Source organism: Leisingera sp. S232, from assembly GCF_049800895.1.
In the GTDB taxonomy this organism is placed as follows: Bacteria; Pseudomonadota; Alphaproteobacteria; order Rhodobacterales; family Rhodobacteraceae; genus Leisingera.
This window is the reverse complement of sequence record NZ_JBNAFX010000021.1, coordinates 53,191-77,151: the sequence shown is the minus strand read 5'-3', so window position 1 is coordinate 77,151 and position 23,961 is coordinate 53,191. Positions and strand designations below refer to the sequence as shown.

The following is a 23,961-nucleotide window of genomic DNA, read 5'->3' as shown; positions in this document are numbered from 1 at the left end:
GATCCCCGAAGACGAGCAGATCGGCACCGTGACCGCTGATGGCGCTTATGACACTCGCAGGTGCCACGCCGCCATCATTGCCCGGGACGCAGAAGCAATCATTCCGGTACGGCGCAACGGGCGATTGTGGAAAGAGGACGGCCCCGCCGCCAAGGCGCGCAACGAGATACTGCGCGCTTCGCAACGCTTCGGCAGGGCGCTGTGGAAACGATGGAGTGGTTATCACATCCGAAGTCGCGTGGAGGCCAAAATGCTATGCCTCAAGGCATTCGGCGAACGCATCATGGCGAGGGACCCAGACAGACAAACCGCCGAAATCCACATCCGCATCGCTCTCATGAACCGATTCTCGGCCCTCGGCACCGCCGAGATCGTGTGTGATGGATGAATCCGCCGCGGAAAGGGGAAGCTCGTCCTCAAAACGAGTTGCGCAACAACGCCCCCTGAAGCGCCAATGCAATTGTGTTCTAGGATTGCGCGTCAAGGGTGAACGGTGCTTTCGCACCGCCGCTGCGCGGCCCTTGACCCGCGTGGCCTTAATGGGCCGTTGGCCGGGCCTGTTCCTGGCGCAGGTCGCGGGCAGAGGTGCCATGCGCAGTGCGGAACGCGCGTGCGAAACTGGACTGGGAGGTGAAGCCGGTTGCCATTGCCACCTCCATCAGCGGCATCGCGGTGTCCGTGACCAGGCGGCGGGCTTCGGCCAGGCGCAGCTGCAGGTAATGGTCCTGCGGCGTGGTGTTGAGCTTGAGCCGGAACTGCTGCTGCAGGCTGCGCGGGCTGGTGCCAAGGGTTTCGGCAATCATCGCCAGCGGCAGCGGCTCCTCCAGCGAGGCCTCCATCAGCGCATTGGCCTTGGCGGTTAGAGTGCTGTGGGCGCGGCCGCCCAGGCGGCTTTGCGGCCGCGGCAGGGCAGAGGGGCCGTCGAACAGGAACAGCCCGGCAACCCGGGAGGCAAAGCCCGCACCATGGCGGGCGCCGATGATGTGCAGCATCATTTCGACCGCAGGGGTGGCGCCGCCGGAGGTCAGGCGGGCGTCCGAGACGGTGAAGCGGTCATTGCGGGCATCCACGTCCGGGAAACGGGTGGCGAAGTTCTCCAGGTCCTCCCAGTGGGTGGTGGCGGGGTGGCCGTCCAGAAGGCCTGCTTCGGCCAAGAGCCAGGGGCCGCCGTCGATGCCTGCGATCGTGGCGCCGGTGGCGGCAATGCGGCGCAGCCCCGCGAGCAGGCTGGGGGTGGCGTGGCGGGCGAGCTGGAACCCGGCAATGACGATCAGCAGTTCGCAACCCTGCAGCCGGGCCAGCGGGAAGCTGGGCACGGTGAGGCCGCTGGTCAGCATCGGTGGCTCGGCCGTGGCACTGACATAGTCCCAGTCAAAGGCGGCGCGGCCTGCCAGCCGGTTGGCCGCACGCATCGGGTCCACCGCGGCGGCAAAGGACAGGGTGTTGCATTCATCCAGAACCAGGACCGCTGTTTTAAGTGGCCGGTTCTCGGGCTGCAGGATGTTTTTTGCGGATTTCATCAACTTCGATTCGCCTGGTGTAAACTGTGCCGCAAAAGGCTGGGGCAGAGTCGGCTTCAGCGCAAATCGGAATCTGGGGAGGAGCCTGGGGATAACCCATGGCACAACCCTGTACATCGAAGGGAAAAGCAAAATGCCTCTGGAAATGAACCGGAACGTCTTCATCACCTGTGCCGTGACCGGCTCTGGCGGCACCCAGGACCGCAGCCCGCATGTGCCGCGTTCGCCCAAGGAAATCGCCGACAGCGCCATCGCTGCGGCCAAGGCCGGGGCCGCTGTTGTGCACTGCCATGTGCGGGATCCGGAGACCGGGGTGCCGAGCCGCCGCCTGGATCTGTACCGCGAGGTGACCGATCGGATCCGCGATGCGGATGTGGATGTGGTGCTGAACCTGACTGCGGGCATGGGCGGCGACATGGTGTTTGGCAGCACCGAGAACCCGCTGCCGGTGAAAGAGACGGGCACCGACATGGTAGGCGCGACCGAGCGGATGGCCCATATCGCCGAATGCCTGCCGGAAATCTGCACGCTGGACTGCGGCACAATGAACTTTGCCGAAGCCGATTACGTGATGACCAACACGCCCGGCATGCTGCGGGCGATGGGTCAGATGATGACCGATCTGGGGGTGAAGCCGGAGATCGAGGCCTTTGACACCGGCCACCTGTGGTTTGCCAAGCAATTGGTCAAAGAGGGGGTTCTGGAGCCGAATGCGCTGGTGCAGCTGTGCATGGGGGTGCCGTGGGGCGCGCCGGATGATCTGAATACCTTTATGGCGATGGTCAATAACGTGCCGGACGACTGGACCTTCTCGGCCTTTGCGCTGGGCCGCAACCAGATGGCCTATGCGGCACAATCAGTGCTGGCGGGCGGCAATGTGCGGGTCGGTTTGGAAGATAACCTGTGGCTCGACAAGGGCGTGCTGGCAGAAAACTGGCAGCTGGTCGAGCGGGCCAACACCATCGTTTCGAACATGGGCGCGCGGGTGATCGGCCCCGCCGAAGTGCGCGAGAAGCTGGGGTTGACCAAGCGCGCGCCGGTGGCGAAGTAAGCGGATTTTCGAGGGGGTGCCACGCGTGCACCCCCTGTACACCCCCTGTGCACCGGCCATTGGGTCCTGCTTGAACTTGGGAGCGAAAACCCAATGATGCGAATGATAACCAACAAGGGGATTTCAGCATGGTTTTGGTAATGACGCTTCCGTTTGCAGGGATTGTTGGTCTTTCTGCCTTACTTCAGGCAAGCGATGGCGGATGGAGGTACTTTGCCGCCGCGGTAGCCATGATGGCTGCAGCGTTGGCCGCTCCGGCATTTCTTCATGAGGGCTGGCAACAGAATGGGCAAATTGCGTTTCTCGTGGGAAGCGGCTTCAACGCTGGTGCATTGGTGTTGGCGGGCGCAGTGATCGGTTTGATCGGCAAGCGATTCAGTACAGCGGGAAAAGTAGGAGGCGTGGCATTTCTTGTCGGTATTGCCACGCTATGGACCTGGACTTGGATGAGTATTCTGACATGAAAACAGCAGCAATCATTGGCGGCGGCGTAATCGGCGGCGGCTGGGCGGCGCGGTTCCTCCTGAACGGCTGGGATGTGCGGGTCTTTGACCCGGACCCGGATGCGGAGCGCAAGATCAGCGAAGTGCTGGGCAATGCGCGCCGCTCGCTGCCCGGGCTTGGCAATGTGGCACTGCCCGCAGAGGGCAGCCTGACGTTCCATGACACCCTTGCCGAGGCTGTGGAGGGGGCGGAATGGATTCAGGAAAGCGTGCCGGAGCGGCTGGATCTGAAGCAGAAGGTCTATGCCGGGCTGCAAGCCCATTGCGCGCCGGATGCGGTGATTGGCTCCTCGACCTCGGGGTTCAAACCATCGCAGCTGCAGGACGGGCGGGAGGCGCCGGGGCAGATTGTGGTGACGCATCCGTTCAACCCGGTCTATCTGCTGCCCCTGGTGGAACTGGTCACGACGGCGGCCAACCCGGCAGGTGTGATCGAGCGCGCCAAGGAGATCATCTCTGGCATCGGCATGTACCCGCTGCATCTGAAGAAAGAAATCGACGCCCATGTGGCCGACCGTTTCCTGGAAGCCGTCTGGCGTGAAGCGCTGTGGCTGGTCAAGGACGGCATTGCTACCACCGAGGAGATCGACAACGCGATCCGCTATGGCTTTGGCATCCGCTGGGCGCAGATGGGTCTGTTCGAGACCTACCGGGTTGCAGGCGGCGAAGCAGGCATGAAGCATTTCATGGCGCAGTTCGGCCCGGCTCTCAGCTGGCCCTGGACCAAGCTGATGGATGTGCCGGACTTCACTGACGAGCTGGTGGACCTGATTGCGGGTCAGTCTGATGAACAGTCCGGTCAATATTCGATCCGTGAGTTGGAACGACACCGGGATGACAACCTGGTGGGCATGATGCGGGCGCTGGGCGCCAACAACTGGGGCACGGGTGCATTGCAGAATGTCCATGACCAGAATCGCGAGGGTGAGGCCGGGCTGGTACGCTCGGTCACGGATCTGGAAGACCTGAGTCAGCCGGTGCTGACCCAGAGCCGCGTGGTGCCGCTGGACTGGACAGATTACAACGGCCATATGACCGAGAGCCGTTATCTGGATGCCTTTGCACAGTCCACCGACCGGCTGATGTTGATCATCGGCTGTGACGCGGAGTATATTGCCAATGGTGGCAGCTATTTCACCGCCGAGACCCATATCCGCCATATTGACGAGGTGCATGCGGGCGACCCGATCCAGGTGCGCACCCGGGTGATCATGGGCGCGGGCAAGAAAATGCACCTGTGGCACGAGATGGTCTGTGGCGAGCGGCTTCTGGCGACGGGTGAGCATATGCTGCTGCATGTGGATCTTGCGACCCGCCGCTCCGCCCCGCCTGCACCGCATATTGAGGCCAATCTGGCAAAACTGGCAGAGGCCCATGCGGCGCTGCCGACACCGGACGGGCTGGGCCGTGCGATTGGGGCGCCCAGATGACTGCAAATGGGGGACGCCGGGTTCTGGTCACTGCTGGCGGGTCCGGCATCGGCCGTGCGATGGCCGAGGGATTTGCCGCCGCCGGGCATCAGGTCTGGATCACGGATGTCAGCGCGGTGGCGCTGGCAGACGTGCCGGAGGGCTGGCGGACAACGGCGGTGGATGCCACCGATGAAGTGGGCGTCAAGGCGCTGTTTGCGGAGATCGCTGACACCTGGGGCGGGCTGGATGTGCTTTGCGCCAATGCTGGCATTGCCGGACCCACAGCGCTGATCGAGGACATCGCGCTGGAAGACTGGCGCACATGCGTGAGCGTCAACTTGGAGGGCTGTTTCTTGGCTGCCAAATACGCAGCGCCGATGATGAAGGCGGCGAAAGCGGGGTCGATCATTGTGACGTCTTCGACTGCCGGGCAGTATGGCTACCCGAACCGGGCGCCTTATGCTTCGGCGAAATGGGCCGTGATCGGCCTGATGAAGACGCTGGCGATGGAGCTGGGTCCGTTTGGCATCCGTGCCAATGTGATCTGTCCCGGCGCCGTGGAAGGGCCGCGGATGGAAGGGGTTCTGGAACGCGAGGCCGCCGCCAAGGGCATGACCCGGGATGAAGTTTATGCGGGATATGCGGCGGGCACCTCGATGGGGCGGTTCGTGGAGGCAAGCGACATCGCCAATATGGCAGTGTTTCTGGGGTCAGACGCGGCACGGCTGGTTTCGGGGCAAGTGATTGCTGTCGACGGCCATACAGAGAACCCGGACCCCAAGGTGTGAGGTTTGGGCGGTGGCAGGAACCGCCCACCCTACTGAAAACTGCTTCGCCCGGTCGCCAGACCGGGCAGCGCCCGCCCCGCCCCGCACGGGGTGCCGCCCTTAGTGGCCATTTACCCATCAACTGGGCGTGTCAGGAAATCGCTGCCCGCAGCGCCCTGAGCCGCCCCGGCAGCTGCCGTGCGGTGATATCGGCCTCGCGCACCAGATTGTCGAAATGGCTGGTGAAGGTGGCGATCCGTTCCTTGTCGCGAAAGGCCAGATAATGGGTGCCGGCGTAGAACACGCACAGAAGCGGCCCGAAGATCGTGATCGGTGAGGAATAAAGGCGTTTGGCATCAAACAGGTAGATGCGCAACCGGGGGTAGAGTTGCTCGCAGAGACGTTCGAATTGCTGAAGCTGCTCCAGCCGGATCTCCAGCGGCAGGCCTTCATAATAGCCAACGCCATGGGCAAAGCTGTCGAGCTCATAGAGCGGCATGGCGATTTCATAGTCTGATGGCGACTGGCGCATCCAGGTGAGCCGGTCTTCGGAGGCGCCAATGGCCTGATCGGCGGTGCGGCCCAGATGCGGGGCATATTCCCATTCCAGCAAGGCGCGGGTTTTCAGCATGTCGGGCAGCGCGGCGGGGACATGGCGGATCTTGTAGCCCTCGGCCTCCTGATGCCAGTCAAAGATCCGCTCATCCACCAGCGCGCGGGGGGCCTCGGAGAGGGTGAGACTGGAGGCCAGCAGCTCAGCAGCGCTTTCGGGACGGTCCGAGAGGCTAAGGAGCCAGTCGGCAGAGACGCCAAGCGCGCCAGCGCAGGCGCCGACCACATGGGCGTTGGGCAGCCGGGCGCCTTCGTCCGTCAGCAGCTGCGAAATGGTGGAGCGGTCAACGCTGATGGCCCGCGCCAGGGCGCTTTGACTAAGACCGCTGTCGCGCAAGGCCCGGTTCAGCCTTTGCCGGAACTGCTCTGCCCGGATCCGTTTGTCGATATTTTCTATCATGCTGTGATTTTTATCATATCTGATGGATTTTGTTAACTGCATTCGGAATTCTGCACAGGCGCCTGTCGCGGTACTTTGGAAACAGGCACTTACCACAGAACGTCAGGAGGCAAGATGGAAACGCGCAGGCGCTCCATTGTGAAAGCGGTGATCTGGAACATCATGGGGCTGGCCATGATGACGCTGGTGGGGCTGATTGCCACCGGATCGGCCAAGACAGGCGGGATCATGGCGCTGGTCAACACTGGCATCGGTTTCACCATCTATTTGATCTACGAGCGTGTCTGGGCGCAGATCAGCTGGGGACGACGCCATGTCTGAGACCTGCCGCGACTATATGCCTGGCCGCGTGGAATGGGGCACGCTGGCCCTGATGATTGGCTGCTACGTGGTCTGGCTGGCAGCACTGTGGCTGCTGCCGGAGGTCAACCTGCTGCTGGCAATCGCGGGGATGGGGCTGATGGCGGCGCTGCATTCCTCGCTGACCCATGAAGCGTTGCACGGGCATCCGTTCCGAAGCCGGTTCCTGAATGAGGCGCTGATGTTCTTGCCGCTGACTCTGTTCATTCCCTATGGTCGGTTCCGGGACACGCATCTGGATCACCACCGGGACGAGCTGTTGACCGACCCTTATGATGATCCGGAGGCCAATTTTCAGGACCCGGCAGTCTGGGCGCGATTGCCCGGTTGGCGCAAACGGCTCTTGCGTTTCAACAATACCATGCTGGGCCGGGTGCTGATCGGTCCGCTGATGGGGCAGATCTGTTTCATGGCGGGTGAATGGAAGCTGGCACGCGCTGGCAGACCGGGCATTGTCCGCGACTGGGTGCTGCACGTTCTTGGACTGGTGCCTGTCCTGTGGCTGGTCGTGCAATCCTCCGCGCCTCTTTGGGCGGCAGTCTTGGCCGCCTACATTGGCCTGGGGCTGATCAAGGTGCGCACCTTTCTGGAGCACCGGGCGCATGAAGATTGCCGGGGCCGCACGGTGGTGGTCGAGGACCGCGGATTTTGGGCGCTTTTGTTCCTGAACAACAACTATCATATTGTGCACCACATGCATCCGGGCGTGCCATGGTACGCGCTGCCGCGGCTTTACCGGGCCCGCAAACCAGACTTCGTGGCGGCCAATGACGGCTATGTCTATCGCAACTATCTGCAGATTTTCCGCAACTACCTGTTTCGTGCCAAAGACCCGGTGCCGCATCCGCTCTGGCAGCAGGGCGAATAAGCGCGCATAAGCGGGAGCATGTTAGCCTGGATTCCCGTTTCGATTGCCGCTGCTTCCTTTCAGACCGTGCGGTTTATGCTGCAGAAGGTCCTGAGCAGCGTCACCTTGTCGCCGGGCGGAGCCACCTTCGCCCGGTTTTTCTATTCCGCACCGTTCATTCTGGCGGGGCTGGCAGTGTATCTGACGGTGTCAGGGCGATCTCTGCCGGACCTGGGGGCGCAATTCTGGGTGTTCGCGACCATTGGTGGCATCGCGCAGATCCTGGCCACCGTCTGCGTGGTGGTCCTGTTCAAGCAGCGCAATTTTGCGGTCGGTATCACCTTTAAGAAAACCGAAGTGATCCAGACCGCGATTGTCGGGCTGGCGGTGCTGGGCGATCCTGTCAGCCTTGGCGGCTGGGCGGCGATTCTGATCGGGCTGACGGCGGTGCTGATCCTGTCAAAGACACCTGACGCAGCCGGCCCCTGGTGGCGGCATCTGACCAACCGTGCCTCGCAGCTGGGACTGGGGTCGGGGGTGCTGTTTGCCTTTTCGGCCGTCAGCTATCGTGGTGCGTCGTTACAGCTGGGCGATCTGGAGCCGGTGTTTCGCGCAGGGGTGACATTGGCGGCGGTTGTCAGCCTGCAGACGCTGTTTATGTTTGTTTGGCTGGGCCTGCGGGACCGGGGTGAGATTGCCCGCGTCTGGGCCGCGCGCCGGGTGGCGGTCTGGGTCGGGCTGACCAGCATGGGCGGCTCTTTCTGCTGGTTCTGGGCCTTCACGCTGCAGAACGCGGCCTATGTCAAGGCGGTGGGGCAGGTGGAACTGCTGTTGTCGCTTCTGGCGTCAGTCCTGTTCTTCAAGGAGAAGGTCACGGTCCGTGAGCTGACGGGCATGGGGCTGCTGGTGGTATCGATCCTGGTGCTGGTTCTGGCGCTGTAGACGGCTGGTGTGCAGCCGGGCAGCCGCAGTGATGCGAAAACTCCGGCCCCCAAAAGGCTACCCGTCGGCAGGCATCGGATAGCCCTTGAGGCGCAGGAACAGGCTGGCCTCGTCATTGTTATGGAAATAGGGTACGCTTTGCGGCGGCTCGGCGTCGCGGACGCGGGCGGTGACTTCGGCCAGCACCACCTCGGTGATGAAGGGCAGGTCAAAGCTGCGCACCTGGCTGAGCGGAATCCACTGCAGGTGCGACAGTTCATCTGCGGCGCGGGAGAAATCATCCAGATCGCCGGTGATCTGGTCAGCATCAACCAGAAAGAACCGCGCATCAAAGCGGCGCGGGCGGCCCGGCGGAGTCAGGGCGCGGAACACGAATTGCATGGCGCGGGCTGACGGAATGTGGCCGGTGGCAGCAAATCCCTGCCAGTCTTCGGGGATATCGCCCTGCCAGTGGCCTTGCTCACCCAGGATCAGGCCGGTTTCCTCCCATAACTCCCGCACGGCAGCAACGGCGAGCGCGTGGTGGGCGTTTTCGGACGCCTTGTCTGCGAGGCGCTGCTGGCAGACCGGGGAAATCGGCGAGGCCAGCGCAATATCTGCATCCGCCAGATCGACGGCCCCGCCGGGGAAGACAAATTTGTTCGGCATAAAGGCAGCCTTGGCGCCGCGCTGACCCATCAGCACCTGCGGGTCTTCTGACATCCGGCCGCGCATGGCGATGACGGTCGCCGCATTGCGGATCGCGGTCTTGTCGGTGGTGGTCTTGCCGCTGAGAAACGTGTCGCTCATATCTTCACTGCCCCTTGTTTGCCTGGGAACTCTTGTCGAACCCGTGCATGCGCCGCGCCCATTGATAGGCAATGACAATCCCCTTCATCCGCGGCAGAAGATACAAGGAGGAGGCGACACAGCCAATCGTGAAAACCGTGAACATCACCAGCGGTTCGGGCCGCCAAGAGAAATAGGCCACATGCATCAGGGGCGCCATGAGATGGCCGACGATCAGGATCGTGAGGTAGGCGGGGCCGTCATCGGCGCGCGCATGTGTCAGGTCCAGGCCGCAGTGGCTGCAGCTGTTGTTCACCTTCAGATAGGAATGCAGCAATGTGCCCTCGCCGCATTCGGGGCATTTGCAGCGCCAGCCTTTGCCCAGGGCGGGCATGGTGGGGCGGTCGGTATCTGCGCCTGGCGGCATTGCGGCCAGAGGTTCGGCCAGAGGTTCAGCCTGAGACTTGGTCATGGAAACATCCTGTGTGCTGGACATATCTTTGCGCGCATCGCGGCTGCGGCGAAAGGGGAAAGGCCGGGAATTGCGCCGGTTTGCCGCAACGTGCGGGGTAAGGAATTAATTTAGGGTTTTTGCGACGGATCTGCCGGGCGGCTGCGTTTTTCTTATACATCGGGCAGCAAGAGGCTGCCGAAAGACAAAGGAAAGACGATATGAAACACGTCACGTTCATCGCCGCGCTGGTTGCCGCAGCAAGTGTTGCCGCAGGCGGCACGGCCATGGCCAAAGGAAAAGGCCACCACGGGCCGAAGATGTCCTTTGAGGAAATTGACGCAGACGGCAATGGCGAGATCACAAAGGCGGAAATCCAGGCCATGAAAAAAGCCCGTTTCAGCAAGGCAGATGCTGACGGCGATGGCAAGGTGACGCTGGAAGAGATGCAGGCACGGGCGCAGGAGCGTGCAAATAAACGCGCGGCCCGGATGCTGGAACGCTTTGACACGGACGGCGATGGGGCGTTGAGTGCAGAAGAGCTTCCGCAGCCACGCCGCGCGGGCAGGATGTTCGACCGGCTGGATGCGGACGATAGCGGCGGGATTTCGAAAGAAGAGTTCGAGGAAGCCCGCAAGCGCCGTGGCGGCGAGCGCCGACATGGCCGCGGGGAGGAAACGGAGCAGAACTGATCACCGACGCGTGCTGCAAAAAGCCAACATATCTCGGCGCCGGATCCCGCAGCAGGGACCGGCGCCCATGAGCACAACGGCAGAGGACGTCTCTGACGATTCGCTTCTTGTGTTGTATGTGAATGGCGACAGCCGGGCGGCAGAAGAGCTGACTGCGCGGCTGGGGCCACGCGTCCTTGGTGTGGCCATGCGGGTGCTTGGCAACCGGGCCGACGCCGAGGATGTGACCCAGGAGGCGATGCTGCGGCTGTGGCGGATGGCGCCGGAATGGCGCCGCGGCGAGGCCCAGGTCTCGACCTGGCTGTACCGGGTGGCGATGAACCTGTGTATCGACCGCAAACGGCGGGCCCGCGGCGGGCATGTGGACCTGGACGCGGTGCCGGAGCCGCCGGATACCGGCCGCACCGCGGCAGAGCAGATGCAGGACGGAGCACGGCAGGACGCTTTGCAGCGGGCCCTGATGCAATTGCCGGAGCGGCAGCGGCAAGCGGTGGTGCTGCGGCATCTGGAAGAGCTGCCAAACCCGGAGATTGCCGGGATCATGGACATCAGCATCGAGGCGGTGGAAAGTTTGACTGCCCGGGGCAAACGGGCGCTGGCGGCAGCCTTGGCCGGGCGGCGCGATGAGTTGGGATATAGCGATGGCTGACGAGGATAAGACACTGCAGGAGCTTGAAGATCTGTTCGCGGCGGCGCGGGAGGACCGGCCGGAGCTGCCGCATCATCTGAGCGCAGCCATTTTGGCGGACGCCGCCCGCGCGCAGCCAGGGGCTGTGGTGCGGCAGGGCAGGTTGCCGCTGTGGCGGCAACTGGCCGATGCGATCGGCGGCTGGCCAGCTCTGGGCGGGCTGGCGGCTGCCAGTGCCGCAGGCGTTTGGATCGGCTTGGCGCCGCCCTCATTCGTGCCGGACCCGGTGGTGCTGGCGGGCTATGAGGACAGCAGCAATGTGCTGGGAGACGGCAGCTATGAGATGGCTGTGATGCTGAACGAGGACCTGCAATGAACACAGAAGGCACGCCTGCAATGAACAAGCCTGCAATGAAGAAGTGGCTGAAACTGCTGCTGGCAGGTTCGCTGGCGCTGAACCTGGCAATGATCGGCATCGCTGCGGGGGCGGCTTTGCGCTATGGCGACAAAGACAGGGATTGGCACCGGCGGCCGCCGCCGTCGGTCGGGGCGATGATCTTTCGCCAACTGGACGCTGAAACCCGCGAGTCGCTGCGGCAGCAGGCGGGCGGTGGCCATGGCAGTTTCATGCAGCGCCGCCATGCAGAAGGTGCAGCGGTCATTGCGGCCCTGCGCAGCAGTGATTTCGACGCTGCTGCGTTGCTGGCAGTGCTCCGTACCCAGGCAGAATCACGCCATGTTTTCCACACCAGAGTTCAAGAAACCTGGGTGCGCAAACTGGCGGCGATGACACCAGCTGAACGTGCTGTTTTTGCGGACCGTATGGAACAGCGAATGCGCTGGTTTGGTCAGCATCCGGTACGCACGGAGGCGGCAAGCGGGACGGGCGGAACTGATCTGCCCAAGGATTCCGGGAACTGAGGCGCCGCAGACGGCTGCTGGCGGCCGGATCCTTGGCGAAAGGGAAAACGTCAGGCCGCTTCGGTGCATTCTTTGGGTAACGTCACTTGGTTGCGGCCGGCGTTCTTGGCGTCGTACAGCGCCTGATCGGCCTTGTTGACCAGCGCTGCGGTGCTGCGGTCCTGACCGCCCATGACTGCTCCGATGCTGATCGTCACCTTGACGGGTTCAGCTGCGCCGGGAACTTGGAACGGCGTGCAGTTGATGGCGTTGCAAAGGGCGATCGCGGCCAGGCCGGCTTCGGCTTCGGTGGCGCCGGGCAGGACGGCCATGAATTCTTCGCCGCCGACGCGCGCCAGCAGGTCCGAAGGCTGCAGCACGGCCTGCATGCGGCGGGCGGCCTCGATCAGCACCGCGTCGCCGGCCGGGTGGCCGTAGACATCATTGATCCGCTTGAAATGGTCGAGGTCCGCCAGCATGACGGCGAATTTTTCACCGGATTCGGCAGAGGAATGCGCCACCCGGTCCAGGAAAGGCTTGGCATAGCGGCGGTTGTACAGCCCGGTCATCGGGTCCAAATTGGCTGCGCGCAGCCCGTTGCGAACACTGACACGCATCAGGTCGTTGCGGGCCTTTTGCTGCAGCTGTGTGTTCAGGCGCAGGCCCAGTTCCTCGACATCGAAGCCGGTTTGGAGAACGTCGTGCGCGCCACGATCCAAAGCTTCTGCCGCGATATTGGGGTCAGCAGGGGTAGGCACGGCGATCACCACTGACTGACGGGTGGCGGCACGGGCGCGCAGATCGGCCAGCAGGCGCAGGCCCGGACCGGCTGAGGCCTCATTCAGCTCAATGACGATAGCATCGGCCGCCGGCGCTTGCATCAGCCCCTGGATGTCGCTGATGGCATGGGTGCGAAGCGCGTAGGGCAGGTGGCCGGACAGGCGGTCGCGCCAGGCCATAGCGGAGTGTAGGTCGTCTGCAACCAGTGCAACCGTGGCGTCACGTAGATCCTCGGTGCGGGCACGGTCGCACAGCGGCAGGATGAAACCATGTGAGGCGTCGCGCTGCAGGTTCAGTTCCTCATTGGCGCTGCGGGCCCGCAGCAGGCTGCGGATGCGCGCCTGCAGGATCACATCGTCCACCGGCTGCCGCAGCACGTCGTCGATCCCTGCGGCAAGAGCCTGCAGCCGCGCCTTGTGCCCTTCCCAGTCGGCAACCGCGATCACCGGCAGGTCGGACAGTGTTTCATCCCCGGCCAGTGCGCGTTTGACATCGGCGGCGCTGCCGTCTGGCAGCGACATCGCGGTCAGAACCAGATCGGGGCGGCATTGACGTGCAGTGGACAGGACCTCAGCGACGCTGCCTGCCTGAACGGTATCGTAATAGGCGGCCGCAAGCTGCACCTTCAGCATGATGCGGTTGGTGGAGACGCCGTCGATGACCAGGATAGTGCCTTGCACGCGGTATCCTTTCGCCCCTTGCAAATCCTATGTCTTCCAATTTTGCTGAGACTGGTTAAGAAACCCTTTCGGATTTTTACTAAATTGGCCGCAAGACGGCAGGAGTATGGAGAATATGCGGATTTCCGCCGAAGCAGCAGAGACCCTTGCGTTGAAGGCTTTGGCCTGGCTGGCCGGGAATGATGAGTTATTACCGGTGTTTCTGGGGGCGACCGGCGCCAGCGAGGCGGATTTGCGGGCGCAGGCCGGTGAACCCGCTTTTTTGGGGTCGGTGCTCGATTTCTTAACGATGGACGATGCCTGGGTGATGCAGTTCTGCGATTCCGAAGGTCTGCCCTATGAGCTGCCGATGCAGGCACGGATGTCGCTTCCGGGCGGCGATCAGGTGAACTGGACTTGAGATCCTGGGGGCCTGTGCCTAGGTTTTTGCACGACCCCAGCGCAAGAAGGACCTGCCATGCCCGTTGATGCCTTTCTGTTCGACAAGGACGGAACCCTGTTCGACTTTGCAGCCACCTGGAACGGCTGGGCCGCAAGCCTTCTGGAGACCCTGGCCCAAGGAGATCAGGCTGCAAAAGAAGCGATGGCTGATGCGATCAGCTTTGATCTGGAGCGCGGGGCGTTCAATCCGGACAGTCTGGTGATTGCCGGTTCAAATGATGAGGTTGCCGCGGCGCTTGCCCCCTATGTCAAGAATAGGGAGCTTTCTGATCTGACTGCCTTTTTGGCTGAAAGCGCGTCTGAAGCGGACATTGCTCCGGCAGTGCCGCTGGCGGATTTCCTGGATGGGTTGCTGGATCGCGGCAAGGTGCTGGGCGTCATGACCAATGACGCTGAGGTTTCGGCCAGGAGCCAATTGCAGCGGGCTGGCGTGCTGGACCGGTTTGCATTTGTTGCAGGCTGCGACAGCGGTCACGGGGCAAAGCCGGACCCGGACCCGCTGCTGGCGTTCTGCAAGGCGGCGGGCGTGTCACCGGACCGCACTGCCATGGTCGGCGACAGCCGCCATGACATGGAAGCCGGCGCTGCGGCGGGTATGCAGCGGATTGCGGTTCTGACTGGAATGGCCTTGCGGACAGAGCTGCTGCCGCATGCGGATATCGTCCTGCCGGATATCGGCCATATTCGAAGCTGGCTTGACCGCTGACCCGCTGTTGATTCCCTGGTTTCAGCTCCGTCTGGGGCGATCCCGCCGACACACCGCCCTTGGCGCTGGACTTTCTTTGTGTCAGTCTGGGCATATGTGTACAGAAAAGGTTCCTTCCGGCAACTAATGGAGCAAAAACGACAGGGATGGTCGGGAACGGACAGGTCCAAGCGGGCCGGATTGGCTCAGTTGGCGTCGATTAGCGCATCGCAAATTCGGAACCAGGGAGGCGGGAATGGCAGAAACAAGTGCACGCAAACGCAGAGGCGGAGGCCGGGCCGGCGCAGCGGCGCGGCGCGGCAGTGCAGTTCTGGAGCAGATGCCCTGGAACCCGCCCAGGAACATCGATCGCCCGACAGAACCGCTGACCGAAGAGGGCGTGCAGGCGATCCACGAAGGCGCCATGCGGATCCTAGAGGATATCGGCATCCAGTTCTACAACGAGGAGGCGCTGGCGATTTTCCGGCAGGCCGGCGTCAGGGTCGAAGGCGACCTGGTTCGGATGGACCGGGATTTCGTGATGGAAATGGTGGCCAAGGCGCCGCGGGAATGGACGCTCACCCCGCGCAACCCAGAGCGCAAGATCACAGTGGGCGGCGACGTCATGCTGTTCGGCAATGTCTCCTCGCCCCCTAATTACTGGGACCTGGAGCAGAACAAGAAGACCGCTGGCACCCGCGAGCAGTGCCGCAATCTGTTGAAGCTGACGCAGTATTTCAACTGCATCCATTTCGCCGGCGGCTATCCGGTGGAGCCGGTGGATGTTCATGCCTCGGTACGGCATCTGGATGTGCTTTTTGACAAGCTGACGATTACCGACAAGGCGATGCATGCCTATTCTCTGGGCAAGGAGCGGGTCGAGGACGTTATGGAGATGGTCCGCATCGCGGGCGGTCACAGCCATGAAGAATTCGATGCGACACCGCGCATGTACACCAACATAAACTCCACGTCGCCGCTGAAGCATGACGAACCGATGATTGACGGATCACTGCGGCTGTGCCGCCGCGGCCAGGGGGTGGTGGTGACACCGTTCACGCTCGCGGGTGCTATGGCGCCGGTGACAATGGCCGGGGCGGTGGCGCAATCCATTGCGGAATCCCTTTGTGCGATTGCACTGTTCCAGTATGTGGCGCCGGGGTGCCCAGTGGCGATCGGCACGTTCACATCAAACGTGGACATGAAATCCGGTGCGCCTGCTTTTGGCACCCCCGAATACATGCGTTCGTCCCAGATGACGGGGCAAATGGCGCGGTTCTACGGGCTGCCAATGCGGGCGTCTGGCGTCTGCGCGGCCAATGTTCCGGACGGGCAGGCAATGTGGGAGACCTCCAATTCGCTGTGGTCTGCGGTGCAGTCGGGCAGCAACATGATCTACCATGCGGCCGGTTGGCTGGAAGGTGGGCTGATTGCCAGCCCCGAGAAGTTCATCATGGATTGCGAGATCCTGCAGATGATTCAGCGTTATATGGACCCGTCGGTCAATGCCACCGGCCCGGATGAAATTGCACTGGATGCGATCCGCGAAGTCGGCAACGACGGCCATTTCTTCGGTATCCAGCACACGCAGGACCGCTACACTTCGGCGTTTTATCAGCCTTTCCTCAGTGATTGGCGCAATTTCGAGGCCTGGGAAGCCGCAGGCGCCACCTGGACTGCAGAACGCGCCCACAAGGTGTTCAAGGATATTATTGCCGATTTCGAAGAGCCGCCCATGGATGTCGCGGTTCGGGAGGAGCTGGCGGATTTCGTCGCACGCCGAAAGGCAGAGGGCGGGGCGCCCACTGACTTCTGAGCTGAGCAGAGAATGAAGAAGCTGAGGCCTGGCCTCAGCTTCACTTTTTTGGAGGGGAAGGTGGAAATCCGCCGGTTCTGAACTGGGAGATGGACGCGGGACTTGCTTTGACTGGGCTTCGCCTTCAGTAGGAGAAAAGGAGAATTTTTTCCGGGCGGCGGTGCAGGGGTGCGGCTGGATGAGAAGTGATTGGCCATTAGATGTTGACTTCTATTGGCGGGGTTTGAGTAAGCGTAGGGCTGACGCTGAGGGTGCTGTTGCCGTGCAAATGAGAGTAAAAACGAGGGGATGTGTGTTATTTACCCGGTGCGGAGGCTTTGTTGGGCCTTTCTTAACCAGCTGTCGTCAAGACTGTGCCATGGGCAAAGAGGGGCCAATGCATGCACGGTCTGATCAATAAGGCGATTCAGGCTTTTGTGACGAGTACCTACGGGGCTGACCGCTGGGAAGAGGTCATGGAAGAGGCTGAGCTCGGGTTCGCCGAGTTCGAAGCCATGCTGTATTACACCGAAGAGCAATCTGGCCGGATGTTGGCGGCGATGGAAAAGGTTCTGGCGCGCCCGCTGCCGGAAATGCTTGAGGACATGGGGACATTCCTTGTGTCCAATCCGCAAGTCGAGGCGTTGCGGCGGCTGTTGCGCTTTGGCGGCGTAACGTATGTGGAATTCCTGCACTCATTGGATGATCTGTCGGACCGGGCACGGCTGGCGGTTTCGGACCTGCACCTTCCTGGACTGGAGCTGCTGGAGCAGGCCCCGGACCAGTTCGAACTTGTCTGCCAGCAGGGGCTGCCAGGGTATGCGCATGTTCTGATGGGGGTTTTGAGGGCCATGGCGGATGACTATGGTGATCTGGTGTTTTTGAACCATAGCGGCACCCACGACGGTGCCGAGAGGATTTCGATCACCTTGGTGGAAACGGAATTCGCTGCCGGGCGGGAATTCGATCTGGGGGCACATTCGCTATGATGACATTCGAGCAGCTGACCGGCATGGCGAATGTTATTTGCCCGATGTTTGTCATCGTCGACAACCACGGGAGAATTGTTTCCGCAGGCCCGACCCTCAAAAAACTGCGCCCTCAGCTGAACTGGGAAGGGCGCCGGTTTTTCAGGGTATTCGACCTGTCCCGGCCGCGCTCAGTACGTTCGGTGGAGGATCTGGCACGTTTTGCAGGCAGCAAGCTGCATCTGCAGTTTCGGGACGCGCCGCAAACCGGGCTCAAGGGGGGGTGCACGCCATTGCCGGATGGGCAAGGGGTTTTTGTAAACCTGTCGTTTGGGATTTCCGTGCTGGAGGCGGTGCGCGATTACGATTTGACCAGTGCAGATTTCTCTCCAACCGATCTGACGATTGAGATGCTGTATCTTGTAGAGGCAAAATCTGCTGCGATGGAAGCCTCGCGACAGCTGAACCTGCGTTTGCAGGGGGCCAAGATTGCAGCAGAAGAGCAGGCCTTTACTGATACTTTGACGGGCCTGAAGAACCGCCGTGCCATGGATCATGTGCTGGAGCGGCTGATTGCCAGTGGCCGTGAATTTGCGCTGATGCATCTGGACCTGGATTTCTTCAAACAGGTCAATGACACTCTGGGGCATGCGGCAGGGGATGCGGTGCTGCAGCAGGCCGCGCGGCTGATGGTGGAATGCACCCGCCAATCGGACACAGTAGCCAGGGTCGGTGGCGATGAATTCGTGATGATCCTTGAAGGCGTAATGGATACCGGCAGGCTTGAAACGATTGCGAATCGCCTCATCCAGCGGTTGGAGGAGCCTATCCCCTTTGGCGGCCAGATCTGCCGGATTTCCGCCAGTGCAGGGACCACGCTGTCCAGCTGGGAAAAAGACCCGGATGCACAGAAGCTTCTGAACCAGGCGGATCTGGCGCTCTATGCCGCCAAACGGGCCGGCCGGGCTCAGCATTGCTTTTACCGTGAAGGTATCGAAAAGGCGGACGCCACAGCAGACCGGGGCATGGCGGGGCCGTACCCTGCTGCGGCGCGTGGCCCCGCCACCTGAGGCAAAGGTTTCGCCACAGCTGATCTCAGGACGCTTGTGAAACCAAGCGGAGCCTTTGTTCAGCACCTCACCGAAGGTCGGCGGTGTAGGGCAATGTTGGCAGGGCGGTACGGCCCTGCGCGCTTCGCAAGAATGAGGGCCTCTGGGACTGCTGTTTCAGCCAGCAGGGCGGCTAAGACCCATGCAATGGCGCAGAGACGTATCAGGTTTTCGGGGCTGATACCGGCGGTTCTAAGGTGCCGCTCGTGGGAAACGGAACCGGCACCAGTGTAATACGGCGGGAGGCGTCTGGTATTCGCCGCAATGGAAACGCTGGCCTGCGCCGGACCGGCGCATTTGGGGGCGGCATATCCTTCATCAACAGAAATTGAGCTGACAGAGGCAACAGGCCAGAGGTGGTCTCTCTGCAGGAATGCGCGTTTGTCCGGCGTCTGCTGTCAGACGGCCTGGTGCCGACCGGCTGTTTCTCTTGTTGGACCGAATGCACGGCAAGAAACGCCTCAAATGCTCAAGCCAGCATCTTGCAATATTATTAGATCTGAAATCTCTAGTAGGGGTATGAAGTGCAGAAGTGGCAGCCCGTAGGGGAATCGAACCCCTCTTTCCAGGTTGAAAACCTGGCGTCCTAACCGATAGACGAACGGGCCACTCTGTGCGTGAGGCGGTGTTTACTGATTGAACTGGGCGGGCGCAAGAGGCTTTTTTGCGGAAAGGTGAAGTTTTTCCGGCGTTACGAAAAGCTCAGCACCTGTATGAAATAAAAAGAAAAATCACAGCTCTTCAGTGTGAAATAGCTTTTTGAAATGCTAAGGAAAGTGGCAGCCCGTAGGGGAATCGAACCCCTCTTTCCAGGTTGAAAACCTGGCGTCCTAACCGATAGACGAACGGGCCACTCTGTGCGTGAGCGGCTGTTTAGTGGCAAGCGCGCAAACTCGCAAGGGGAAAAAGACACCTTTGGAAAGATTCTTATCCACAGATGGTAAGTCCTTGAAACATCAGGCTTCAGCTACATCTTCCAGGCGTAGCTGGGGGTTTTGGCGGCCGCCCCAGCTGTTCACTTCCAGCCGTCCGGCAAAGTGAAAACGGGCGCCGCCGTGTTCAAGAAGTCGCGGTCCCAATGGGCTGTCAAAGGCGCCAAAGCAGATCGCGTCTACAGTGCCGCCCATGCCATCCGTAAGCGAGAGCTTTAGGTGGCTTTCGCCAATTTTCTTGGCAAAGCGCACCTGCAGGTCCGGCAGCGCATAGCGCGGGGCAGGGGCGCCTGCACCAAAGGGGCCTGCCTGCTCAATCTGTTCAATCAGATCCACTTTGGCAGCTCCGGGCATCAGGGCACCGTCCAGTTTCAGGTCTGCCGGACCGCCCTGTCCGGCACCTTGCTTGGCCAGCAGCTCTGTCAGCCGCTCCATTGCCGGTTCCAGTTTGTCGCGCATCACCGTAAGGCCTGCTGCCATTTTGTGCCCGCCGCCCTTGACCAACAGGCCTTCGGCAACCAGCCGCTGGATAGAGGCGCCGAGGTCGACGCCGGACACGGACCGCCCGGATCCTTTGCCCTCCTGCCCGTCAAAACCGATTACGACGGCGGGACGGTTTGCGGCTTCTTTCAGCCGGGACGCAACAATGCCGACTACACCGGGGTGCCAGCCTTCGCCTGCGGCCCAGACCAGCGGTGCTTCCAGCCCGCGGTCCTCTGCCTGATCCAGGGCGGCTGCGCGCACGGCGTTTTCGATATCGCGGCGCTCGGTGTTCAGCTCATCCAGCCGTTCGGCTAGGGCTGCGGCCTCATGCGGGTTGTCTGTGGATAGGAGGCGCGCGCCTAGGTCCGCCTTGCCGATGCGCCCGCCTGCATTGACGCGCGGCCCCAGAAGAAACCCCAGATGATAGGCGGAAGGGGCCGAATCCATGCGAGACACATCTGCCAAGGCTACAAGGCCGACGCGTTTGCGCCCAGCCATCACTTTCAGGCCTTGGCGCACCAGCGCCCGGTTGGCGCCGATCAGCGGCGCCACATCTGCCACTGTGGCCAGCGCCACAAGGTCCAGCAGCGCCATCAGGTCGGGACCCTTGGCGCCGGCCTCGCGCATCTGGCGCCCGGCCTCGACCAGCATCAGGAACACCACGCCCGCGGCACAGAAATAGCCCAGATCGCCGCTTTCATCCTGACGGTTGGGGTTCACCACCGCCACACAGTCCGGCAGCGTCTCGCCGCCCAGGTGGTGGTCCAACACAATGACGTCGGCGCCCTTGGCGGCTGCAATCGGCTCGTGGCTGAGAGTGCCGCAATCGACGCAGATGATCAGGTCATGCGCCGCTGCCAGTTCCTGCATTGCCGGCACATTGGGGCCATACCCCTCGTCAATACGGTCGGGGATATAAAGTGTGGCCTCCAGCCCCATCTGCCGCAGCCACACAAGCAGCAGCGCTGCAGAGCTGCCGCCATCCACGTCGTAGTCGGCAAAGACCGCAATCCGCTGGCGCTTCTGCACGGCCTGCAGGAAACGCGCGGCGGCGGCTTCCATGTCCTTCATGTCACGGGGGTCGGGCAGCAGCTCCTTCAGCTTGGGCTCTAGAAACCCTTTGGCTTCCATCGCAGGCACCCCGCGGCGAGCCAGAACCTGGCAGACTGATCGGGGCAGGCCGGTTTGCTGCGTCATCATTTCCGATGCCCGGTCGATTTCAACCCCGGGGCCGACCCAGCGGCGTCCGGTCAAGGATTGCTCAACACCTAAAAAGCTCATCTTCTGCCCCCATATGCAAAGGCCGGACCCCATGTGGATCCGGCCCTTTCACTTTTCTCTAAATACTCTTGCCGAAGGCAGCGGCACAAGCCGCTACCGTGCGCCAGGCTTACGTCTGATGCGGTGCCAGCGGGGTGCGGTAGGTCATGCGGCGCACCGAACCGGTTTTGGAACGCATCAGCAGAGTGGTGGTTTCAACCCAGCCGGGGGTGCGCTTGATGCTGGGCAGCAGCGAACCGCCGGTCACACCTGTGGCGGCAAAAATCACGTCCTGGGTGACCATCTCGTCGCGGGTGTAGATACGGTCCAGATCGGTGATGCCGGCCTTGGCGGCGCGGGCCTTCTCGTCTTCGTTGCGGAACACCAGGCGGCAGAAGATCTGGCCGCCCATGCATTTCAGCGCAGCGGCTGCCAGAACGCCTTCCGGCGCGCCGCCCTGGCCCATGTACATATCGATGCCCGTGGTTTCCGATTCGGCGCAATGCATCACGCCAGCCACGTCGCCGTCGGTGATCAGACGGATCGAGGCGCCGGTTTCGCGAACTTCCGCGATCATGGCTTCATGGCGGGGGCGCTCCAGGATACAGACGGTGATGTCAGAGGGTGCGCAGCCTTTGGCGGCTGCCAGCGCCTCGACACGCGCGCGCGGAGACATGTCCAGAGAGACAACGCCTTCCGGGTAGCCCGGGCCAACTGCCAATTTGTCCATATAGGTGTCCGGCGCGTGCAGCATGGAGCCGCGCGGGCCCATGGCGATCACGGTCAGCGCGTTCGGCATGTCCTTGGCGGTAAGAGTGGTGCCTTCCAGCGGGTCCAGTGCGATATCGACGCCCGGGCCGTTGCCTGTGCCGACTTCCTCGCCGATGTACAGCATCGGGGCCTCGTCACGCTCGCCTTCGCCGATCACAACCACGCCCGCGATGTCCAGCAGGTTCAGCTGTTCGCGCATGGCGTTCACGGCTGCCTGATCGGCGGCCTTCTCGTCGCCGCGGCCGATCAGCGAAGCGGAAGCCAGAGCGGCCTGCTCGGCAACGCGGGCCAGCCCCAGTGACAGCATACGGTCGTGAAAGGGCGCGTCAGAGGTGTTCGAAGTCATACCGGAATTCCTGTTTCAACGGGAAAGATGTGAATGGGCGTTCCAAGCCGAATAGCGCGGGGCAGGGCAGGCTCGCAAGGGGCGATAGCGGTCACCGCGGCAGGAAAGCCCTGCCGCGGTCCACAAAATCGCAAAATCTGGCCGTTTAAGGCGGTTCAGACCTCTTCGATGCGCAAGGCGACGGGGGCGCCATCGACAACGTCAGTGGCGGCGAGGCCCTCCAGTGCAGCATCCAAAGTGGCGCGGGTGCATTTGTGGGTGACGATCAGCACCGGCGCTGTCGGTTCGGAGTGACCGTATTGACGCATGCGGTCAATCGAGACACCAGCATCGCCCAGAACAGAGGCCACTTTTGCCAGGGCGCCGGGTTTGTCCAGCAGAGCCATGCGCAGATAGAAGGGGGCAGGCAGGCCGGTTTGGGCGGCAGGCACTTCCTGCAGGGTGTCAGCAGGCTGGCCAAAGGTCGACAAGCGGAAGCCGCGGGCAAGATCCATAATATCGCCCATCACGGCACTGGCAGTCGGGCCTTCGCCGGCGCCCGGGCCGCGCAGCACGACCTGCTCGATCGAGTCGCCTTCGATTACCACCATATTGGTGCCGCCTTCCAGCTGGCCAAGCGGGGAGTTGTCCGGCACCAGGCAGGGGGACATCCGCTGTTCCAGGCCACGGGCGGTGCGCTGTGCCACGCCCAAAAGCTTGATGCGGTAGCCCATGTCGGCGGCGGCGTGAATGTCTTCGAGCTGGATGCGCTGGATGCCTTCCAGTTCGACATCGTCGAAAGAAGGTTTGGTGCCGAAGGCAATAGAGGCCAGAAGCGCCAGCTTGTGGCCTGCGTCGATGCCGCCGACGTCGAGGTTCGGGTCCGCTTCGAGATAGCCCAGGCGGCCGCATTCTTCGAACAGTGCGTTATAGCCCTGCTCAGTGGCCTGCATCTGGGTCAGGATGTAGTTGCAGGTACCGTTCATGACCCCCATGACACGGGTGATCTCATTTCCGGCCAGCCCTTCGGTCAGTGACTTGATGACTGGAATGCCACCGGCAACGGCTGCTTCAAAGCGGATCACCCGCCCTGCGCCCTCGGCCTGTTCGGCCAGCGCCTGTCCGTGGATTGCCAGCAGCGCCTTGTTGGCGGTGACAACATCCTTGCCCGCCGCCAGCGCTGCCTCGGTTGCGGTCTTGGCCGCGCCTTCATGGCCGCCCATCAGCTCGACAAAGACATCGACATCATCACGCACGGCCAGCGCCATCGGGTCGCGTTCCCAAGCATAGTCCTTGAGCGAAACACCACGATCCTTGTCCGGATCGCGTGCCGACACAGCGGAGATTACGACCGGGCGTCCTGTCCGCGCCTCCAGCAGCGCCGCGTGGCGGCGGATGATCTTCACCACGCCGATGCCGACGGTGCCCAAGCCTGCAATCCCAAGGCGTAGCGGTTCTGTCATGGCTGGGGGTCCTTTGTCCGAAATTTTCCGCCCCGCCTTAGCCGGTTCAGCGCAGGCGTGCAACGCTGCTGCGGAACATGGGGGGTGATACGGGCAGGAATGCCGCGATGCGGTCAGAGTTCGGCGTTTTTTACAGCTTCGGCGCGGCGTTTCAGGCGGGCGCTGCGGGCGTCGAGCTCATCCTGAAGATCCTGGCCCGCCAGTTGCGGTGGGTCCAGCGGCTCCAGCGCGCCGTCCAGCGGCAGCAGTTTCGGATATGCAGCCCCCCGCAGATCGGGGGTGAGCCTGTCCTCCAGCTCTGGCACACGGGTGCAGGCGGTGGCTGCCGCTGCAGCCAGAATAAATGCGATTGCTGAGCCAAGCTGCATTGCCTGTCGTCCTTTGCTTTACAAAATTGGTTTTAGGCGCAACCGCGG

The 23,961-nt window shown here is 62.2% G+C and carries 26 protein-coding genes and 2 tRNA genes; 17 read left to right on the top strand and 11 right to left on the bottom strand.

Annotation, left to right across the window (positions count from 1 at the left end; genetic code table 11):
- A partial coding sequence (locus tag ACP151_RS13645; RefSeq protein ID WP_424979375.1) for a transposase occupies nucleotides 1–388 on the top strand: 388 nt, incomplete at its 5' end.
- A 148-nt stretch (nucleotides 389–536) separates the two neighbouring features.
- Here ACP151_RS13645 and ACP151_RS13640 read toward each other — a convergent pair.
- Complete coding sequence (locus tag ACP151_RS13640; protein WP_424979449.1) at nucleotides 537–1,520, bottom strand: GlxA family transcriptional regulator; 984 nt, start codon at nucleotides 1,518–1,520, stop codon at nucleotides 537–539.
- Between the two features lie 133 nt (nucleotides 1,521–1,653).
- Here ACP151_RS13640 and ACP151_RS13635 point away from each other — a divergent pair, with 133 nt between their 5' ends.
- The 4 genes from ACP151_RS13635 (at nucleotide 1,654) to ACP151_RS13620 (ending at nucleotide 5,274) form a co-directional block, all read left to right on the top strand.
- On the top strand, nucleotides 1,654–2,571 hold the full coding sequence (locus tag ACP151_RS13635; RefSeq protein ID WP_424979448.1) for a 3-keto-5-aminohexanoate cleavage protein: 918 nt from the start codon (nucleotides 1,654–1,656) through the stop codon (nucleotides 2,569–2,571).
- A gap of 128 nt (nucleotides 2,572–2,699) precedes the next feature.
- Nucleotides 2,700–3,035, top strand: a complete 336-nt coding sequence (locus ACP151_RS13630; protein ID WP_424979447.1) for a hypothetical protein — start codon at nucleotides 2,700–2,702, stop codon at nucleotides 3,033–3,035.
- Nucleotides 3,032–4,504, top strand: coding sequence for a carnitine 3-dehydrogenase (locus ACP151_RS13625; protein WP_424979446.1), 1,473 nt, complete (start codon nucleotides 3,032–3,034; stop codon nucleotides 4,502–4,504). Before ACP151_RS13630 ends, ACP151_RS13625 begins: the two co-directional genes overlap by 4 nt.
- Nucleotides 4,501–5,274, top strand: a complete 774-nt coding sequence (locus ACP151_RS13620) for an SDR family oxidoreductase (RefSeq protein ID WP_424979445.1) — start codon at nucleotides 4,501–4,503, stop codon at nucleotides 5,272–5,274. Before ACP151_RS13625 ends, ACP151_RS13620 begins: the two co-directional genes overlap by 4 nt.
- A 130-nt stretch (nucleotides 5,275–5,404) precedes the next feature.
- Here the strand turns inward: ACP151_RS13620 and ACP151_RS13615 are convergent, their stop codons facing one another.
- Nucleotides 5,405–6,265 (bottom strand): helix-turn-helix domain-containing protein, encoded by an 861-nt coding sequence (locus tag ACP151_RS13615; protein WP_424979444.1) that lies wholly within the window; start codon nucleotides 6,263–6,265, stop codon nucleotides 5,405–5,407.
- 114 nt (nucleotides 6,266–6,379) lie between these two features.
- Here ACP151_RS13615 and ACP151_RS13610 point away from each other — a divergent pair, with 114 nt between their 5' ends.
- The 3 genes from ACP151_RS13610 to ACP151_RS13600 are packed head-to-tail and all read left to right on the top strand — an operon-like array spanning nucleotide 6,380 to nucleotide 8,414.
- Nucleotides 6,380–6,586: a DUF2061 domain-containing protein gene (locus ACP151_RS13610; protein WP_424979443.1), complete on the top strand. Its 207-nt coding sequence runs from the start codon at nucleotides 6,380–6,382 to the stop codon at nucleotides 6,584–6,586.
- A complete protein-coding gene (locus ACP151_RS13605) occupies nucleotides 6,579–7,493 on the top strand; it encodes a fatty acid desaturase (RefSeq protein ID WP_424979442.1) in 915 nt (304 codons plus the stop codon). Before ACP151_RS13610 ends, ACP151_RS13605 begins: the two co-directional genes overlap by 8 nt.
- An 18-nt stretch (nucleotides 7,494–7,511) precedes the next feature.
- Entirely contained in the window at nucleotides 7,512–8,414 is a 903-nt protein-coding gene (locus ACP151_RS13600; protein ID WP_424979441.1) for an EamA family transporter, read from the top strand.
- 57 nt (nucleotides 8,415–8,471) lie between these two features.
- Here the strand turns inward: ACP151_RS13600 and ACP151_RS13595 are convergent, their stop codons facing one another.
- The gene (locus tag ACP151_RS13595) at nucleotides 8,472–9,203 is read right to left on the bottom strand and encodes an NUDIX hydrolase (RefSeq protein ID WP_424979440.1); all 732 of its coding nucleotides are present in this window, start codon (nucleotides 9,201–9,203) and stop codon (nucleotides 8,472–8,474) included.
- Nucleotides 9,204–9,207: 4 nt separating this feature from the next.
- Entirely contained in the window at nucleotides 9,208–9,609 is a 402-nt protein-coding gene (locus ACP151_RS13590; protein ID WP_424979452.1) for a DUF983 domain-containing protein, read from the bottom strand.
- Nucleotides 9,610–9,854: 245 nt separating this feature from the next.
- On the opposite strand from ACP151_RS13590, the gene ACP151_RS13585 reads away from it, so the two are divergent.
- The 4 genes from ACP151_RS13585 (at nucleotide 9,855) to ACP151_RS13570 (ending at nucleotide 11,874) form a co-directional block, all read left to right on the top strand.
- Nucleotides 9,855–10,325: an EF-hand domain-containing protein gene (locus ACP151_RS13585; protein ID WP_424979439.1), complete on the top strand. Its 471-nt coding sequence runs from the start codon at nucleotides 9,855–9,857 to the stop codon at nucleotides 10,323–10,325.
- Between the two features lie 67 nt (nucleotides 10,326–10,392).
- Nucleotides 10,393–10,974 (top strand): RNA polymerase sigma factor, encoded by a 582-nt coding sequence (locus ACP151_RS13580; RefSeq protein ID WP_424979438.1) that lies wholly within the window; start codon nucleotides 10,393–10,395, stop codon nucleotides 10,972–10,974.
- On the top strand, nucleotides 10,967–11,329 hold the full coding sequence (locus tag ACP151_RS13575; RefSeq protein ID WP_424979437.1) for a hypothetical protein: 363 nt from the start codon (nucleotides 10,967–10,969) through the stop codon (nucleotides 11,327–11,329). The genes ACP151_RS13580 and ACP151_RS13575 overlap by 8 nt, the downstream gene beginning before the upstream one ends.
- Nucleotides 11,326–11,874, top strand: a complete 549-nt coding sequence (locus ACP151_RS13570) for a periplasmic heavy metal sensor (RefSeq protein ID WP_424979436.1) — start codon at nucleotides 11,326–11,328, stop codon at nucleotides 11,872–11,874. The genes ACP151_RS13575 and ACP151_RS13570 overlap by 4 nt, the downstream gene beginning before the upstream one ends.
- Before the next feature lie 50 nt (nucleotides 11,875–11,924).
- Here ACP151_RS13570 and ACP151_RS13565 read toward each other — a convergent pair whose 3' ends face one another.
- The gene (locus tag ACP151_RS13565; protein WP_424979435.1) at nucleotides 11,925–13,313 is read right to left on the bottom strand and encodes a diguanylate cyclase domain-containing protein; all 1,389 of its coding nucleotides are present in this window, start codon (nucleotides 13,311–13,313) and stop codon (nucleotides 11,925–11,927) included.
- 115 nt (nucleotides 13,314–13,428) lie between these two features.
- Between ACP151_RS13565 and ACP151_RS13560 the strand changes: the two genes are divergently transcribed.
- The 5 genes from ACP151_RS13560 (at nucleotide 13,429) to ACP151_RS13540 (ending at nucleotide 18,272) form a co-directional block, all read left to right on the top strand.
- On the top strand, nucleotides 13,429–13,713 hold the full coding sequence (locus ACP151_RS13560) for a DUF3572 domain-containing protein (RefSeq protein ID WP_424979451.1): 285 nt from the start codon (nucleotides 13,429–13,431) through the stop codon (nucleotides 13,711–13,713).
- Between the two features lie 57 nt (nucleotides 13,714–13,770).
- Nucleotides 13,771–14,460, top strand: a complete 690-nt coding sequence (locus ACP151_RS13555) for an HAD family hydrolase (protein WP_424979434.1) — start codon at nucleotides 13,771–13,773, stop codon at nucleotides 14,458–14,460.
- A 235-nt stretch (nucleotides 14,461–14,695) separates the two neighbouring features.
- Nucleotides 14,696–16,255, top strand: a complete 1,560-nt coding sequence (locus tag ACP151_RS13550) for a trimethylamine methyltransferase family protein (protein WP_424979433.1) — start codon at nucleotides 14,696–14,698, stop codon at nucleotides 16,253–16,255.
- A gap of 380 nt (nucleotides 16,256–16,635) precedes the next feature.
- Nucleotides 16,636–17,223 (top strand): heme NO-binding domain-containing protein, encoded by a 588-nt coding sequence (locus tag ACP151_RS13545; protein ID WP_424979432.1) that lies wholly within the window; start codon nucleotides 16,636–16,638, stop codon nucleotides 17,221–17,223.
- The gene (locus ACP151_RS13540) at nucleotides 17,220–18,272 is read left to right on the top strand and encodes a diguanylate cyclase domain-containing protein (RefSeq protein WP_424979431.1); all 1,053 of its coding nucleotides are present in this window, start codon (nucleotides 17,220–17,222) and stop codon (nucleotides 18,270–18,272) included. The genes ACP151_RS13545 and ACP151_RS13540 overlap by 4 nt, the downstream gene beginning before the upstream one ends.
- A gap of 572 nt (nucleotides 18,273–18,844) precedes the next feature.
- Here ACP151_RS13540 and ACP151_RS13535 read toward each other — a convergent pair.
- The 6 genes from ACP151_RS13535 to ACP151_RS13510 all read right to left on the bottom strand — a co-directional run bounded on the left by ACP151_RS13535 (nucleotide 18,845) and on the right by ACP151_RS13510 (nucleotide 23,913).
- Nucleotides 18,845–18,919: transfer RNA gene (locus tag ACP151_RS13535), tRNA-Glu, on the bottom strand.
- Nucleotides 18,920–19,088: 169 nt separating this feature from the next.
- Nucleotides 19,089–19,163: transfer RNA gene (locus tag ACP151_RS13530), tRNA-Glu, on the bottom strand.
- Between the two features lie 104 nt (nucleotides 19,164–19,267).
- On the bottom strand, nucleotides 19,268–21,007 hold the full coding sequence (gene recJ, locus ACP151_RS13525; RefSeq protein ID WP_424979430.1) for a single-stranded-DNA-specific exonuclease RecJ: 1,740 nt from the start codon (nucleotides 21,005–21,007) through the stop codon (nucleotides 19,268–19,270).
- A 109-nt stretch (nucleotides 21,008–21,116) separates the two neighbouring features.
- Nucleotides 21,117–22,103 (bottom strand): class II fructose-bisphosphatase, encoded by a 987-nt coding sequence (glpX, locus tag ACP151_RS13520; RefSeq protein WP_424979429.1) that lies wholly within the window; start codon nucleotides 22,101–22,103, stop codon nucleotides 21,117–21,119.
- A gap of 155 nt (nucleotides 22,104–22,258) precedes the next feature.
- The gene (locus tag ACP151_RS13515) at nucleotides 22,259–23,545 is read right to left on the bottom strand and encodes a homoserine dehydrogenase (RefSeq protein WP_424979428.1); all 1,287 of its coding nucleotides are present in this window, start codon (nucleotides 23,543–23,545) and stop codon (nucleotides 22,259–22,261) included.
- Between the two features lie 113 nt (nucleotides 23,546–23,658).
- Nucleotides 23,659–23,913: a hypothetical protein gene (locus ACP151_RS13510; RefSeq protein ID WP_424979427.1), complete on the bottom strand. Its 255-nt coding sequence runs from the start codon at nucleotides 23,911–23,913 to the stop codon at nucleotides 23,659–23,661.
- Nucleotides 23,914–23,961: the final 48 nt, after the last annotated feature.

Coding starts and splice junctions, on each gene's coding strand:
- ACP151_RS13590 (WP_424979452.1), bottom strand. CDS start 9,609: ATGCCGCCAGGCGCAGATACCGACCGCCCCACCATGCCCGCCCTGGGC.
- ACP151_RS13550 (WP_424979433.1), top strand. CDS start 14,696: ATGGCAGAAACAAGTGCACGCAAACGCAGAGGCGGAGGCCGGGCCGGC.
- ACP151_RS13575 (WP_424979437.1), top strand. CDS start 10,967: ATGGCTGACGAGGATAAGACACTGCAGGAGCTTGAAGATCTGTTCGCG.
- ACP151_RS13610 (WP_424979443.1), top strand. CDS start 6,380: ATGGAAACGCGCAGGCGCTCCATTGTGAAAGCGGTGATCTGGAACATC.
- ACP151_RS13615 (WP_424979444.1), bottom strand. CDS start 6,265: ATGATAGAAAATATCGACAAACGGATCCGGGCAGAGCAGTTCCGGCAA.
- ACP151_RS13620 (WP_424979445.1), top strand. CDS start 4,501: ATGACTGCAAATGGGGGACGCCGGGTTCTGGTCACTGCTGGCGGGTCC.
- ACP151_RS13545 (WP_424979432.1), top strand. CDS start 16,636: ATGCACGGTCTGATCAATAAGGCGATTCAGGCTTTTGTGACGAGTACC.
- ACP151_RS13515 (WP_424979428.1), bottom strand. CDS start 23,545: ATGACAGAACCGCTACGCCTTGGGATTGCAGGCTTGGGCACCGTCGGC.
- recJ (WP_424979430.1), bottom strand. CDS start 21,007: ATGAGCTTTTTAGGTGTTGAGCAATCCTTGACCGGACGCCGCTGGGTC.
- glpX (WP_424979429.1), bottom strand. CDS start 22,103: ATGACTTCGAACACCTCTGACGCGCCCTTTCACGACCGTATGCTGTCA.
- ACP151_RS13560 (WP_424979451.1), top strand. CDS start 13,429: ATGCGGATTTCCGCCGAAGCAGCAGAGACCCTTGCGTTGAAGGCTTTG.
- ACP151_RS13640 (WP_424979449.1), bottom strand. CDS start 1,520: ATGAAATCCGCAAAAAACATCCTGCAGCCCGAGAACCGGCCACTTAAA.
- ACP151_RS13630 (WP_424979447.1), top strand. CDS start 2,700: ATGGTTTTGGTAATGACGCTTCCGTTTGCAGGGATTGTTGGTCTTTCT.
- ACP151_RS13625 (WP_424979446.1), top strand. CDS start 3,032: ATGAAAACAGCAGCAATCATTGGCGGCGGCGTAATCGGCGGCGGCTGG.
- ACP151_RS13580 (WP_424979438.1), top strand. CDS start 10,393: ATGAGCACAACGGCAGAGGACGTCTCTGACGATTCGCTTCTTGTGTTG.
- ACP151_RS13600 (WP_424979441.1), top strand. CDS start 7,512: ATGTTAGCCTGGATTCCCGTTTCGATTGCCGCTGCTTCCTTTCAGACC.
- ACP151_RS13510 (WP_424979427.1), bottom strand. CDS start 23,913: ATGCAGCTTGGCTCAGCAATCGCATTTATTCTGGCTGCAGCGGCAGCC.
- ACP151_RS13540 (WP_424979431.1), top strand. CDS start 17,220: ATGATGACATTCGAGCAGCTGACCGGCATGGCGAATGTTATTTGCCCG.
- ACP151_RS13605 (WP_424979442.1), top strand. CDS start 6,579: ATGTCTGAGACCTGCCGCGACTATATGCCTGGCCGCGTGGAATGGGGC.
- ACP151_RS13555 (WP_424979434.1), top strand. CDS start 13,771: ATGCCCGTTGATGCCTTTCTGTTCGACAAGGACGGAACCCTGTTCGAC.
- ACP151_RS13635 (WP_424979448.1), top strand. CDS start 1,654: ATGCCTCTGGAAATGAACCGGAACGTCTTCATCACCTGTGCCGTGACC.
- ACP151_RS13570 (WP_424979436.1), top strand. CDS start 11,326: ATGAACACAGAAGGCACGCCTGCAATGAACAAGCCTGCAATGAAGAAG.
- ACP151_RS13595 (WP_424979440.1), bottom strand. CDS start 9,203: ATGAGCGACACGTTTCTCAGCGGCAAGACCACCACCGACAAGACCGCG.
- ACP151_RS13585 (WP_424979439.1), top strand. CDS start 9,855: ATGAAACACGTCACGTTCATCGCCGCGCTGGTTGCCGCAGCAAGTGTT.